Below are 14,307 nucleotides of genomic sequence, written 5' to 3'. Positions count from 1 at the left end.
CATTCTGAACCAGTTAGGCTTTAACAGAAAAATTCGTTCCGCCCATAGTCCCGCGAATTGAATACTTTTGCACTCCTTCTAACAAAGTGAAACAATGATGCACAATTTTAACGCGGGACCCAGTATTCTCCCCCAGGAAGTATTCAAACAAGCCAGTGAAGCCATTTTGAACTACAACAATTCCGGTTTGTCGATCCTGGAGATCGGTCACCGCACCGACCTGTTTCAGGCAGTAATGGATGAGGCCATTGCCCTCGTGAAAGAATTAATGCAGCTCGATGATCAGCATGAAGTGTTGTTCCTGCATGGTGGCGCATCCACCCAGTTCTTTCAAATTCCCATGAACCTGTTGAACGATAATGAGATCGCCGCCTATACCGATACCGGTACCTGGTCGGCGAAAGCCATAAAAGAGGCCAAGATCTTCGGCCATGTAGAAGTAGTATGCAGCGCCAAGGAATCGAACTACAACCGCCTGCCCAAACAATTTACGGTTCCCAAAACAGCCAAATACCTGCACCTGACCACCAACGAAACCATTCACGGTGTGCAGTGGCACGACTTCACGCCATTTTATGAAGCCGGTGTTCCCCTGGTAGCAGATATGAGCAGTGATATCCTGAGCCGTCAGATGGACTTCAACAAATTCGACCTCATCTATGCCGGCGCCCAGAAAAATGTAGGTGCTGCCGGTGTAAACCTGGTTGTAGTGAACAAGAACATCCTGGGCAAAGTAAACCGCAAGCTGGCCTCAATGATGGATTACCGCAATCACATCGAAAACGGTTCCATGTTGAATACACCGCCGGTGTTCGCTGTTTATGTTTGTATGCTTACCCTCCGCTGGTTGAAGAACCTGGGTGGAGTAGCAGCTATTGAAAAGATCAATAACCAGAAGGCGCAGTTACTGTATAACACCATCGACAGCCTGCCCGTATTCAAAGGAACGGTGATCAATAAAGAAGACCGCAGCAGTATGAATGCGTGTTTTGTGCTTGACAATGCCGACCTGGAAAAAGAATTCCTGACCTTGTGCAAGCAAAACAATGTTATAGGCGTAAAAGGTCACCGCAGTGTGGGCGGCTTTAGGATCTCCCTGTACAATGCCCTGCCGCTGGCCAGCGTGCAGCTGCTGACCGACCTCATGAAAGATTTCGCCAATAAAAAGGGTTAACCCCATCCTCCTAAAGGGGGGAAATTTTTAAATGGTCAATAAAATTAAAATTTAATCAGGGTGCCGCCAGTTCCCCTCCTTCAGGAGGGGTTAGGGGTGGTCCCACTTAATTAATAGAACAATGGCTAATATTTCTCCTTTCAAAGCCCTGCGCCCGCGTCCTGAGCTGGCAAAGCAGGTTGCTTCTCGTCCTTACGATGTGCTGAATTCAAAAGAGGCCCGCGAAGAAGCAGTAGGTAATCCATATACGTTCCTGCATATCACAAAATCAGAGATCGATCTGCCTGACGATATTGATATCCACAGCCAGCCTGTTTATGACAAAGCGAAAGAGAACATTGCGGCTTTTATTCAACGCAGCATTTTGTTCCGGGAAGACAAGCCTTGTTATTACATCTATCAGCTTATTATGAATGGCCGCAGCCAAACAGGCCTGGTAGCAGCCAGCTCTGTTGATGACTATGAGCAGGATGTGATCAAAAAACATGAATTTACCCGTCCTGAAAAAGAGCAGGACCGTATTAACCATATTGCTACCACCGGCGCTCAAACCGGTAATGTGTTCCTGGCTTATCGCAACAACGCTGAAGTAGATACGATCATTGAAAATTGGAAGAACACGCACACACCCGTGTATGATTTTGTGGCCGATGATAGTATCAGTCATACTATATGGGTGATCACCGATGATACGGTGATAGCTACAATAACGAATATCTTCAAAACACAGATCCCGCAAACTTATATTGCCGACGGGCACCATCGTGCAGCCTCAGCCGCCAAAGTAAGAAAAGCACTGGGCAACCAGGCCAAAGAAGAAGCAAATCATTTTTTAACCACCCTGTTCCCATCGAACCAGTTATACATCATGGATTATAACCGCGTGGTTAAAGACCTGAACGGACTCACAGAAGCCGCCCTGCTGGATAAATTAGCCTATTCTTTTACGATCGAAAGAGCATCTGGCCCGGTTTCTCCTGCCAGCCTGCATCAGTTTGGCATGTACCTGAAAGGACAATGGTACACCTTGACCGCTAAAGAAGGCAGCTGGACCAATGACCCCATTGGCGTGCTGGATGTAACTATTTTATCGAACCTGGTATTGGACCCTATCTTGGGCATCAAAGACCAGCGTACCGACAAACGCATCGATTTCGTCGGCGGCATCCGTGGTTTAGGTGAACTGGAAAAAAGGGTGAACAGTGGTGAAATGGCAGTTGCCTTCAGCCTGCATCCCGTAACCATTCAGCAGTTGTTCGATATTGCTGACAGTGGCAATGTAATGCCGCCCAAGAGCACATGGTTTGAACCGAAATTGCGTGATGGCTTACTGACGCATCTTATTTACGGTTAAAACTGACATCAGTTTATGAAGTCGGAAGTCAGAAGCCGGAGGTTGAAATTTACAGCTCAAACCTCCGACTTCCGGCCTCTGACCTCAGAACTCCGAACTCCGCCTTCCGGCCTCCGACTTCAGGCCTCTGACCTCCGACTTCCGGCCAACTTTACCCCCGATTTTAACTTTGTCAAGCCCCTACTTCCCTTATCTTTGAACCGTATGAAACATCTTTTACCAGTTGTAGGCTTTTTGTTTGCCGTACATACCACCCAGGCCCAGCAGGAGCCTGGTGATCTTAAATCAGTTCAGGAAACGGCCAAATCTTATATCAAACAGGGAGATTACTCTAATGCGGTACTGGTGCTGAACCGGGCATTGCAAAACAATTCCGATAACCTGGAATTACAGAAAGACCTGGCTTTTGCCTATTATCTGAACCGGGATTATGCGCATGGACTGGAAGTGGCAAAAAAGTTCCCCGAGCGTTCCGATGCCGATGTGCAGAGCTTCCAGGTACTGGGCATGTTATACAAAGCCATTGAGGAAGTGAAGGATTGCGAAAAGATGTACAAAGCTGCCCTGAAAAAGTTCCCCAACAGCGGTACCCTGTACAACGAATACGGCGAAATGATGTGGAGCAAAAAAGCGTTCAGCGATGCCATCAAACTGTGGGAAAAAGGGATTGAAACCGACCCCAATTACTCCGGCAACTATTATAACGCCGCCAAATATTACTATTTTACGCCCGATAAAGTGTGGGCATTGATCTACGGTGAGATCTTTGTAAACCTTGAAAGTTATTCAAAACGTACCGCAGAGATCAAGAACATTTTACTCGATGGTTACAAGAAGTTATTTACCGACGCTAACATCTATAAAGACCAGGATACCAAAAATGAGTTTGTGAAGGCTTTTCTCGATGGCATGAAAGCACAATCTTCATTTATCAGCACCAGCGGTGTTACGCCGGAAACATTATCTGCCGTTCGCACCAAATTCATCCTGGACTGGTTTTCTAAGAACGCTACAAAGTTTCCCTTCCGCCTATACGAACATCATCAGCAACTATTAAAATCAGGCATGTTCGATGCCTATAATCAATGGGTTTTTGGCACTGCCAGCAATCTGCCGGCTTACGAAAACTGGACCAAGACCCACCAGGAAGAATACAATAAGTTTGACTACTTTCAACACAACCGCGTTTTTAAGTTACCCGCGGGACAGTACTATCAAACAATAAAATAACTAATTAGCCCCGACGTTTCAGTCGGGGCTTTTTTTATTTGCGCAGATTCGTTAAATTCAATTAAGTTTAAAGGGAGCGCGTTTGCACCGTTAACATGCCCTTTTTAAAACAACGTCTATGACCGAACCCAAACGATTATTCGATTGCCTGCAATTCCATTTAAAAGGGAAGCCACTGCCTGACATGCTGGCTGCCAAGGAAAATGGTCAATGGAAAAAATACAGCACAGAAGAAGTTAAAAGCACCGTAGACAAACTCAGCGCCGGCTTACTGAATCTCGGCATTTCCTGCGGCGATATGACTGCCGAAAAACGCGACAAGATTGCCATTTTAAGCAAGAACCGCCCGGAATGGGTAATGCTCGATCTGGCGGTACAACGCATCGGCGGCATTCTCACCCCTGTTTATCCTACCATTAATGTACAAGACCTGGAATTTGTGCTTAAAGACGCCCAGGTCAAAATTGTATTTGCAAACGACGAAGAACTGTTTCATAAAGTTTTAAGCGTAAAGGAACGGGTGCCTTCGCTGCAGGCCATTTACACCTTTGAACATGTGGCCAATGCGCGCCACTGGAAAGAATTACTGGCCCTGTCGACCGACGAGGCCATCAAGAACGTACAGCTCATTGCCGATAAGATCCGGTACGAAGACCTGGCAACGATCATTTATACCTCCGGCACCACCGGTACACCCAAAGGCGTTATGCTGTCGCACCGGAACATCCTGAGCAACGTAATGGCCTGTTACCCCTGTCTGCCCGATTTCCCTAATATGCGCTCGCTGAGCTTTTTGCCGCTCAATCACATTTTCGAACGCATGATCACTTATTTTTATCTGTACAGGGGCATCGCAATTTATTATGCCGAAAGCATGGAAACTATTGGGGACAACCTGAAGGAAGTTAAACCCGATATGTTCACCACCGTTCCGCGCCTGCTCGAAAAAGTGTACGACAAGATCATGGCCAAAGGCGCAGAACTGACCGGTTTGAAAAGGAAACTGTTCTATTGGGCGCACGACCTGGCTGCCCGCTACGAGATCAACAAACCGATGGGCTTCAGTTATAACCTGCAGTTAGCACTGGCGAATAAGCTTATATTCAGTAAATGGCGCGAAGCGCTGGGCAATAACCTGAAATGTATCGTTAGTGGCGGTGCTGCCGCCCAGGTACGTTTAATTCGCATTTTTACCGCCGCGCAGATACCGGTGCTCGAAGGTTATGGGCTAACAGAAACCTCACCGGTGATCAGTGTGAACCGCTATGAGATACATAACAGGCATTTCGGGACTGTGGGTCCGTTGATCGATAATGTAGAGGTGAAAATAGCAGAAGACGGGGAAATCCTCTGCAAAGGCCCCAACGTTATGATGGGTTATTATAAACGTCCCGACCTTACGGAAGAAACCATGAGCGGCGAATGGTACCACACCGGCGATATAGGCATGATGGTGGAGAACAAATTCCTCAAGATCACCGATCGTAAAAAAGAACTGTTCAAAACCAGTGGCGGTAAATACGTAGCGCCACTGCCTATTGAGAACAAGCTCAAGGAATCGATCTATGTAGAACAGATCATGGTAGTGGGTTCTGAACGGAAATTCGTGGGCGCCCTTATCATTCCCGCCTTTCCGGCATTGAAAGACTGGGCCCGCAAACAAGGCATAGCCGAGATGCCGAACGACCAGCTGATAAAGCAACCTAAAGTGATCGAGCTGTTTACAGAACTCGTCGACAGTTACAACAAATACTTCAATCACGTAGAGCAAATAAAAAAATTTGAACTCTTGCCGCAGGAATGGAGCATTGAAACCGGTGAGATGACCCCCAAATTAAGCATAAAGCGAAAAGTGGTCATGGAAAAATACCGCGACTCCATTGAAAAGATCTATGTGTGATAAGTTGGTAAGATTAGAATAACGCCCAACGTATTACTATCGCCGGCCTGGAGCGAACATTTGTCTCTCCCCTGCCGGCGATCGTTTTTATATATAATTCCACAGCTCTGTACTTTCCACCTTCATCTGATCTGGTTCAACTATCCAAAACTGCATCTGTTTTATACCACTGTTCTTCGTGAAATTTGCTATACGCCTAAGGGCGCTGGATGGCCTACGCGCGTTTTGCGTTTCGCCTTTTGCGTTTTGCGTATTGGGTTAAGCGTTAAGCACCTGCCTGCCGGCAGGCAGGTTTGCCTTTTGCGTTTTGCCTTTTGCGTTAAGCGTTCAGCGTTTTGCGTTCAGCGTTAAGCGTTTTGCGTATAAAAAGTTAAGTTATGAAAGAAGAAGCAATACTAACGGAGGAAAAGACACTTGATCCGCAGGATTGGTCGGCTTTGAACGAGCTGGGCCACCGCATGCTCGACGATCTGTTCTACTACCTGGAAACGGTGCGGCAACGGCCGGTGTATTCAAAACCCACAACTGCTGCCATTGCCAGTGCAAAGCAACCGCTGCCCGAAATGCCGCAGGACGCTGCATCGGTGTATAAGGATTTCTATACGAATGTACTTCCCCATAACACCAACAATATCCATCCGCGCTTCTGGGCGTGGGTACAGGGCAGCGGTACACCTTTCGGCATGCTGGCCGATATGCTCGCAGCAGGCATGAATGCCAATGTCAGCATCGGCGATAATATGCCCATGTATGTTGAAAAGCAGGTCATTGACTGGTCGAAAGAAATGATGGGGTTCCCGGACACCGCCAGCGGCATCTTGCTTAGCGGAGCCAGCCTCGCGAATATCACTGCGCTAATAGTGGCCCGGCATCACGCCAATCGCGATATAAAAACAAAAGGGTTACAGGCAGTAACCGGTCCGCTTACGATATATGGTTCATCTGAAACACATAATTGCGTATTGAAGGGAGTAGAAGTGATCGGCATTGGCAGTGATAATTTCCGCAAAGTACCGGTCGACGACAACTACCGCATCCGCATAGATGCGTTGAAGCGTATGATCATGGAAGACAGGGCCGCCGGTTGCCAGCCTTTTTGTATCGTAGGCAATGCGGGCACCGTAAACACCGGCGCTATTGACCCGCTTCACGAACTGGCAGCCATTGCCCGCGAACACCAGCTGTGGTTGCATGTTGATGGCGCTTTTGGCGCTATTCCCAGGCTGTTGCCGGAATTTGCGGACCAGCTGAAAGGCCTGGAACTGGCCGACAGCCTTTCCTTCGATTTTCACAAATGGCTCTATGTAAATTATGAAGCAGCCTGCGTGCTCATTCGCGATCCTGAGCTCCACCGGGAAGCCTTTACTTCGGCAGTGAATTACTTAACCCTGCACGAACGGGGCTTATCGGCCGGGCCAGACAGCCTGAACAATCTGGGCATGGAATTATCGCGCGGCTTCAAGGCCCTGAAGATCTGGATGTCATTGAAGCACCATGGGTTGGAAACCTATCGGCAGCTCATCAGGCAAAACCTGCAGCAGGCGCAATACCTGGCAGAACTGGTACAATTACAACCGGAACTCGAGCTATTGGCGCCCGTTCCGCTGAATATCGTAAACTTCCGGTACGATCCCGGCCATCGCACCGAACAGGAATTAAATGCCCTGAACAAAGAAATATTAATGCGATTGCACGAGCAGGGCATTGCCGCCCCCTCTTATACGGTGCTGAATGGAAAGTATACCATCCGCACGGCCATTACTAACCACCGCAGCCGGCTGGAAGACTTTGAATTGCTTGTAAAAGAGGCAGTACGAATTGGAAATCAATTGACTCAAAGTTCTTAGTCGCCGGTAACCCTGGAACCTTGAATCCTCGGTCTGCTGCCCTGGGTTCTTAACCTTGTACCTTGAGTTCTTCAGGCTTAAGCCATGCGCTCCTGAGCTTTGTACCTTGGCCCGTGTGCCTCGCACCTTTGGGCCTTGGGCTTATAAAAGTTATCTTTACACACTGAATGACTTGTAGCACCAAAAAAATTACCTGAATATGGAACTTACCGATGAGATCTTAGTTGAACAAACAACCAAATCGAGGTTACCTGAAGTAGATTTTAACAAACTGGGTTTTGGCACTTATGTATCAGATCACATGCTTATTTGCAATTATTCCAAAGGCCAGTGGCAGGCGCCCCGCATCATACCGTTCGGCGATATTACGATAAGCCCCACTACCCTGGCATTACATTACGGACAATCGGTTTTTGAAGGCCTCAAGGCATTCAAGCTGGATGATGGCCGCATTAACCTGTTCCGTGTACATAAGCACTATGAAAGAATGGGCAAGTCCCTGGCTCGTATGTGTATGCCCCATGTTCCGGAAGAAGTGTTTGTTGATGGTTTACGCCGCCTTGTTGAAGTAGATAAAGAATGGATCCCCACACAGCCCGGCTCCTCATTATATATTCGTCCGCTCATGTTCGCCAGCGAAGCAAAATTCGGCGTAAAGATCTCTGATGAATATTGCTTTATCATTTTCACCGGCCCTGTTGGTCCTGCGTTTTCACAACCGCTGAAAGTTAAGGTAGAGACCAATTACACAAGGGCAGCCAAAGGCGGAACCGGTTCAGCCAAATGCGCCGGTAACTATGGCGGCGCTTTTTACCCTACCCAAAAAGCGAAAGAAGCAGGGTACGACCAGGTATTGTGGACAGATGCCCGCGAAAACAAATTCATTGAAGAGTCCGGTATGATGAATGCCATGTTCGTGATCGACGGTGTACTGGTTACCCCACCCACCAGCGATTCTATTCTCGCCGGTGTAACCCGCGATTCATTACTGACGCTGGCAGCCGATCTGGGTATTCCCCATGAAGCAAGGCCGGTAAGCGTGGCAGAACTTGAAAATGCGTTCAGGCATAATTCTATTACAGAAGCGTTTGGTGCCGGAACTGCCGCCATTGTAGCGCCCATTGCTACCATACACATCAATGGCATTGACCATCATCTGCCAACGATCAACGACAATGCCATTATGTTCCAGTTGAAGAACAAAATGGAAGCTATTCGTAAAGGCCAGGATGAAGATAAACATGGCTGGAACTTTCTGTTCTAGGTAACATTACGTTATAATAACATTTCAGGGTGCCATCCGCTTTCTGCGTGATGGCACTTTCTTTTTATATCTTTGAAAAACAAGCTTTAATTTTTACATATATGCCTAAAACCATTATTATAACCGGCGCTAACGGTAACCTCGGCACTGCAGTGGTAAAAAAATTCCTGGAGCAGGACTACAAGGTAATTGCGGTTGACCATTCAGGTAGCCACCTGGGTTTTGCAGACAGGCATCCTCAATTCGAGCTGCATGGAATCGACCTCAGTGATGAATCGGAAGCCGGCACATTTGTAAAGGAAGCAGCCAGTTTATATGGCAATATTGATTGTGGTATATTACTGGCCGGTGGTTTTGAAATGGGTGGTATTGAAACAACCGATACAGCACAATTGAGAAAAATGTTCGCGCTGAACTTTGAAACGGCCTATAATATTGCAAGGCCTTTATTTCAGCATATGATGCAGAATGGATATGGCCGGCTGGTATTTACCGGCGCCCGCCCCGGTTTACAGGCAGAAGAAGGTACTAATAAAATTGCGTATGCTTTAAGCAAATCTTTATTGTTTAAACTGGCCGATATTTTAAACAAAGAAGCCAAGGGCAAAAATGTAACCGTATCGGTAATAGCCCCCAGCACGATCGACACGCCCCCGAACCGGGAAAGCATGCCTAAAGCCAATTTTGACAATTGGGTAAAACCCGAACAGATTGCCGAAGTGCTTGCGTTTATATGTTCAGACAATGGAAATATCCTGCGGGAGCCGGTATATAAAGTTTACAATAATGCATAAAAAAATAAGATGAGTTATTCAATCAATTTCGAATAACTCATCTTATCCTTTTTAAACGCTGCATGCCTCACAAAGCTTTCCTCCCAATACAATCGGGCGTACGGAATGAAGCACACTGTTTTTATTACACCATTTTAACACTTTTCTGTTTAATGGCCAGCCGTTAGCTGGCGTTCGCCGACCTTTCAATCACACCTCTAACACACTGTTCCATCCGGTAACACCGTCGGGTTCACGAAACTGGTTCTCTATGTCTTCAGCCCACATTCTTTCATCAATAAAGAATTTGTAATGATACTTACCGCGTGGTAACATGGGAATTTCAATTTTCCAAAAACCATTTTTTGTGGGACGTAATGTTAACTGGTCGTGCGCCCAGTTATTGAAATCTCCGGCAAGTGATATCCTGTTCGCACAGGAATTCTGGATGTGAAATTCAATACACTTCTTCCTCTTGTTAACGTAAGGGGATTGATGGTGTTTCATGGTGCCCTCCTTCCTTTTTTGATGCCTAAATAAATGTTGTTATCAAATACAGATCCTACGGCGGTTTTCACAAGGTTCGCTACGAAGCACAAAGAATAAAGATGACGCCTATGCAGGCAAATAGAACAAGTAAGGCAGAGATATTAGTTTAAGGATTTCTTCTGGACTGTCACAAAAGGTACGATAATTTAAAAAAAATATAAAATCATTTGCAAAATAATTTTAGCCGGTGGCCGAACATCATTTTATTCCAGTAAGAATCATTTTCCTATACACTGCTGCGCAATATGCCCTAGCCGTTCAAATATAGGGCACCTCCAATATTTTCATTATGATAGTGGTCATACGCAGGAATGATCAGCGTTGCTAAACCGTTTCGGAGGAAAATATGTATGAGCACACTCTTTAATGTTGCATCAATGAGCAGGCGGAGCATTCAGGAGATTATTTATTTGCGGTCAGTTGTTGCTTTTCGGGCTGGTGACTGTGTAAAAGGCTGTCGACGTCGTGTTTCAGAAAATTGATGTCTTTTTGCAGCTGTAAGTTTACAGACAGAACGGAATCGTTCAACAGTAACAACTCGTTATTGTGCTCAGTAAGTTGTTTATTCTTTCGATGCTGCACAACAGCTACTATCACTAAAGTAATGGCGCAAATCGCGAGGCCTCGGAAAATATAAACAGGTTGATTCAACTTCATGGAATATTAGTATATCAAATATGCTTTATTGCCGTTAAACCGTAATTAAACGGGAATTAAAAAGCAATTAACATATTTAAGGACCAAATCAGCGAATCGCTAATAACAAATGATAAAAGCCAAAATACAAACCCCAAAAGCAGGTTCTATTCTGGAGCTTGAGCTTTGCGTTTTGAGATTTACCCGGGTATGTTCATCCTAATAAGCCTGGTAATATCCTCAAAGTTTAGCCGCAAATGCTTTCAGGGAGGGCAGAATGATGGTAAACACCGTACCGGACTCTTTTGTAGACTGTACTTTAATGATGCCTTTATGCAAGTTGATGATGCGCTGGGCCAGCGCAAGCCCCAGTCCAAAACCTTTTATCGGGGAAGCATTGGCGCTCCGGTAGAATGGCTGGAATATGTGTTCTGTCTCATCTTCGGTAATAGTATCGCCAAAGTTCCTGAACTGTACAATGACATTATCGTTTTCAAACAGCAGGTTCACCATTACGTGATGGTCGTACGAAAATTTACAACCGTTGTCTGCAATATTACGTAGTGAACTATACAACAGATCACTGTTGCCGAATACCAGGAAGGCTTTTTCATCATCGGGAAAATCGCCGAACTGTAAGATCACCTTATACTCTTCACTGTTCTTTTGCACATCGGCGGTTACCTTTAACAACACTTCGTCGATACGAACCTCATTCAACTCGATACTTCCCTGGCTGCCTGTTTTGGCGATCTCAAGTAAACTTTTGGTAAGCTGTTGCATTTGCTGCACGTCTTCATGTACCGATTGTATCACCTGTTTATATTCTTCGGTACTTCTTTCTTTTTGCAGTGTTACATCGAGCTGGCTCGAAATGGAAGTAAGCGGTGTTGACAGTTCGTGTGATGCATTGGAAATAAAACGCCTTTGTATTACAAATGACTCCTGCAGGCGATCGAGCAATTCATTGAACGTGTTGGCCAGCTGGTTTAACTCGTCCTGCGTGCTGCCGGCCTGAATATGATGCGTGAGGTTCTGGGAGGTGATATGTTTTACGTCGTAAATGATCTGTTTTATCGGTTTTACGAGCTGTACTGAAAAAGCATATCCTACCACCAGCGCAATGGCAATGCCCATGAACAGGCAGGTAAGTAAGATATCGCGGAGGTCTTTCATCCGTAGCCAGCCATCGACATCATAACCGGCCACAACTACTACGATACGGCTGCGGTTATCGGTGTAATGAAAAGCCAGAACATCCCGTTTATCCACTGTATAGTACACTTCTTTCCGCAGGCGGGCCTGTTTCAGGATGTCTTTGTCGGGCAGTATGCTATCGATGTCGTTCGCATTGTAGTTATATACAGGTTTATCGAGGTAATTGAAGATCACCACGCTTTTCCGGTTCAGGGTAAAGGCTGATGCGGAATCGATATGGTGCAGGATGCGGCGGGTACTGTCGCTGTCGCCAAAATAGGAGAACAGCTGGCCGTCATTATTGGCCCGTCCTTTCAACCGCTTTTTAAATGCTTCAATGCGCTGCAGCGAAGTAAAATAATGAACGGAAATGCTTACTACCAGCAGGATTATGGTAACCAGTAAAGCAAAAAGCGCGGTTATTTTAAATTTGATTTTCAACCTAGGGATTTTCTTTCAATATATAGCCCATACCAACCTGGGTATGAATAAGCCGGGTTTCAAAATCCTTATCCAGCTTCTTCCGCAGGAAATTTACGTACACATCTATCACATTGGTCTTGGTGTCAAAATCAATATCCCATACATTCAGGGCTATATCGGCACGGGATACCACGCGGTTCTTATTACGAATCAGGTATTCGAGCAACTGGAATTCCTTGGCGGTAAGGGAAATGGGCTTATCGGCACGGGTCACCTCCTTACTGTCCAGGTTCATCGTAAGATCGGCCACCTTCAGAATATTACCGGTTGGAATGTTATGATAGATCCTCTTCAACAAAGCTCTTATGCGAACCAGCAGTTCCTTGAAATCGAATGGCTTTACAATGTAGTCATCTGCACCGGCATCAAAGCCTTCAATTTTATCGGCCGTTGTATTAAGGGCTGTTAGCATAACCACCGGAATGCGCTCACTATGCCGGCGAATTTCCTTGCACAGCTCGTATCCATTCAATCCGGGCAGATTGATATCCAGAATAATGAGGTCGAACGGGTAGGTCTCAAACAGTTTTTTACCGATCAGGCCGTCATACGCTACTTCAACATGATAATTCTGTTCGGTAAGTCCCTTCTTTAATGATTCTGCAATCTTTTTTTCATCCTCAACCAGTAAAATTTTTATTTCTTCCATAACCAAAAATTCATGGTCGCAAAATTCACGAATAATAAAGTTACCGGGTATGCCTGCTCAATTTAATGAATTAAAAACAAATTAAATTTCTGATTTCTGATTTCGAGATTTCGGGATTTTGAGATTTTGGGATTTTGAGATTTTGAGATTTATCAAAGGTTTGGAGTTTGAAGAAATCAGGAAATCTCGCAATCCCGAAATCAGAAATTCCATTTCAGTTCGGGATCCGACCACTCTACCTTATAACTTCCCTAACCAGTCGATCATCCTTGTAGTGAAACCATATTCATTATCAAACCAGGCTATCAGCTTCACATGATTGCCTACGACAGAGGTTAGGGTACCGTCAATAACGCAGCTATGCGTATTTCCTTTAATATCGAGCGACACCAACGGGTCTTCGGTATATTCCAGAATGCCCTTATAATCGTTTTGAGCGGCTGTTGAAAAAAGCCGGTTGATCTCCTGCCGGGAAGTTTCCTGCTTCAATTGAATCGTAAAATCGGCCATGGCCCCATTGGCTACCGGCACCCGGGTAGAAACCGATGCGATCCTGCCTGCCAGGGCCGGCAGTAACCGTTCAAGCGATTGCTGCAGATCGATTTCTACCGGAATAATAGCTTCAGCCGCTGCCCTGCCCCGCCTGAATTGCTTATTGGGCGCATCCACCAGCTCCTGCCGGGAGGTGTAGGAATGTAAAATGTTACATTGAACCGATTGAATGCCAATTGCATTCAAAATATACAATATATGAGTGGAGCAGTTGGTCATACAGCCGCCTGGGGAAACGATGGTGTCATCCTTTTTAAGCGCATGCTGGTTAAACCCATATACCAGCAGCGGAATATCGGCTGAACCGGTGGTAGATAATAGCACTTTCCGGGCGCCGGCTTTAATATGCTGTTCAGCGGCAGCGCGGTTCGAGAACCTGCCCGAACATTCCAGCACCACATCTACCTGCAGGTCTTTCCAGGGCAGGCGGGCGGGATTTTCCTGCTGAAACGTTTTTACTATCTTGTTGTCGGCTACAATAGCTCCCGGCTGCTGCACGAGCGTCCCGGTAAAAGTTCCGTATACCGAGTCATATTTTAACAGGTAAGCCAGGTTATCTGTATCCATAATATCATTCACCGCAACCAGTTCAACCTCTTTGTTATCTATCAACCTTCTGAACAATAGCCGGCCGATACGGCCCATACCGTTAATTGCAATTCTCATCATATAGTTTCAAAAATGAAGTTGCAAATATAG

At 46.0% G+C, this 14,307-nt stretch carries 12 protein-coding genes; 7 read left to right on the top strand and 5 right to left on the bottom strand.

The features are described 5' to 3' along the window. Window positions 1-94: 94 nt before the first annotated feature. The 7 genes from serC (at window position 95) to JUB15_RS08685 (ending at window position 9,563) form a co-directional block, all read left to right on the top strand. Window positions 95-1,174 carry a 3-phosphoserine/phosphohydroxythreonine transaminase gene (gene serC / locus JUB15_RS08715; RefSeq protein WP_207512095.1) on the top strand — a complete coding sequence of 360 codons (1,080 nt, stop codon included), beginning with the start codon at window positions 95-97 and terminating at the stop codon, window positions 1,172-1,174. 121 nt (window positions 1,175-1,295) lie between these two features. After that, on the top strand, window positions 1,296-2,528 hold the full coding sequence (locus JUB15_RS08710; RefSeq protein ID WP_207512094.1) for a DUF1015 domain-containing protein: 1,233 nt from the start codon (window positions 1,296-1,298) through the stop codon (window positions 2,526-2,528). Window positions 2,529-2,732: 204 nt separating this feature from the next. After that, entirely contained in the window at window positions 2,733-3,758 is a 1,026-nt protein-coding gene (locus JUB15_RS08705; protein ID WP_207512093.1) for a tetratricopeptide repeat protein, read from the top strand. Between the two features lie 118 nt (window positions 3,759-3,876). Next, complete coding sequence (locus JUB15_RS08700; protein ID WP_207512092.1) at window positions 3,877-5,658, top strand: AMP-dependent synthetase/ligase; 1,782 nt, start codon at window positions 3,877-3,879, stop codon at window positions 5,656-5,658. Window positions 5,659-6,035: 377 nt separating this feature from the next. Then, window positions 6,036-7,505 (top strand): pyridoxal phosphate-dependent decarboxylase family protein, encoded by a 1,470-nt coding sequence (locus JUB15_RS08695; RefSeq protein ID WP_207512091.1) that lies wholly within the window; start codon window positions 6,036-6,038, stop codon window positions 7,503-7,505. Between the two features lie 199 nt (window positions 7,506-7,704). Then, complete coding sequence (locus JUB15_RS08690; RefSeq protein WP_207512090.1) at window positions 7,705-8,769, top strand: branched-chain amino acid aminotransferase; 1,065 nt, start codon at window positions 7,705-7,707, stop codon at window positions 8,767-8,769. A gap of 101 nt (window positions 8,770-8,870) precedes the next feature. Beyond that, complete coding sequence (locus tag JUB15_RS08685) at window positions 8,871-9,563, top strand: SDR family NAD(P)-dependent oxidoreductase (protein WP_207512089.1); 693 nt, start codon at window positions 8,871-8,873, stop codon at window positions 9,561-9,563. A gap of 189 nt (window positions 9,564-9,752) precedes the next feature. Here JUB15_RS08685 and JUB15_RS08680 read toward each other — a convergent pair whose 3' ends face one another. The 5 genes from JUB15_RS08680 to JUB15_RS08660 all read right to left on the bottom strand — a co-directional run bounded on the left by JUB15_RS08680 (window position 9,753) and on the right by JUB15_RS08660 (window position 14,277). Beyond that, complete coding sequence (locus JUB15_RS08680) at window positions 9,753-10,049, bottom strand: early set domain-containing protein (RefSeq protein ID WP_207512088.1); 297 nt, start codon at window positions 10,047-10,049, stop codon at window positions 9,753-9,755. Window positions 10,050-10,493: 444 nt separating this feature from the next. Further along, window positions 10,494-10,748: a hypothetical protein gene (locus JUB15_RS08675; RefSeq protein WP_207512087.1), complete on the bottom strand. Its 255-nt coding sequence runs from the start codon at window positions 10,746-10,748 to the stop codon at window positions 10,494-10,496. A gap of 219 nt (window positions 10,749-10,967) precedes the next feature. Next, window positions 10,968-12,365: a HAMP domain-containing sensor histidine kinase gene (locus JUB15_RS08670; protein ID WP_207512086.1), complete on the bottom strand. Its 1,398-nt coding sequence runs from the start codon at window positions 12,363-12,365 to the stop codon at window positions 10,968-10,970. Between the two features lies 1 nt (window position 12,366). Next, window positions 12,367-13,056: a response regulator transcription factor gene (locus JUB15_RS08665; RefSeq protein WP_132554617.1), complete on the bottom strand. Its 690-nt coding sequence runs from the start codon at window positions 13,054-13,056 to the stop codon at window positions 12,367-12,369. Window positions 13,057-13,296: 240 nt separating this feature from the next. Continuing rightward, on the bottom strand, window positions 13,297-14,277 hold the full coding sequence (locus JUB15_RS08660) for a type I glyceraldehyde-3-phosphate dehydrogenase (protein WP_207512085.1): 981 nt from the start codon (window positions 14,275-14,277) through the stop codon (window positions 13,297-13,299). Window positions 14,278-14,307 lie beyond the last annotated feature (30 nt).

This window comes from Longitalea luteola (assembly GCF_017356035.1).
Classification (GTDB): Bacteria; Bacteroidota; Bacteroidia; order Chitinophagales; family Chitinophagaceae; genus Niastella; species Niastella luteola.
Note: the sequence above shows the minus strand (reverse complement) of the source record. Positions and strands in the feature narration are given on the sequence as shown.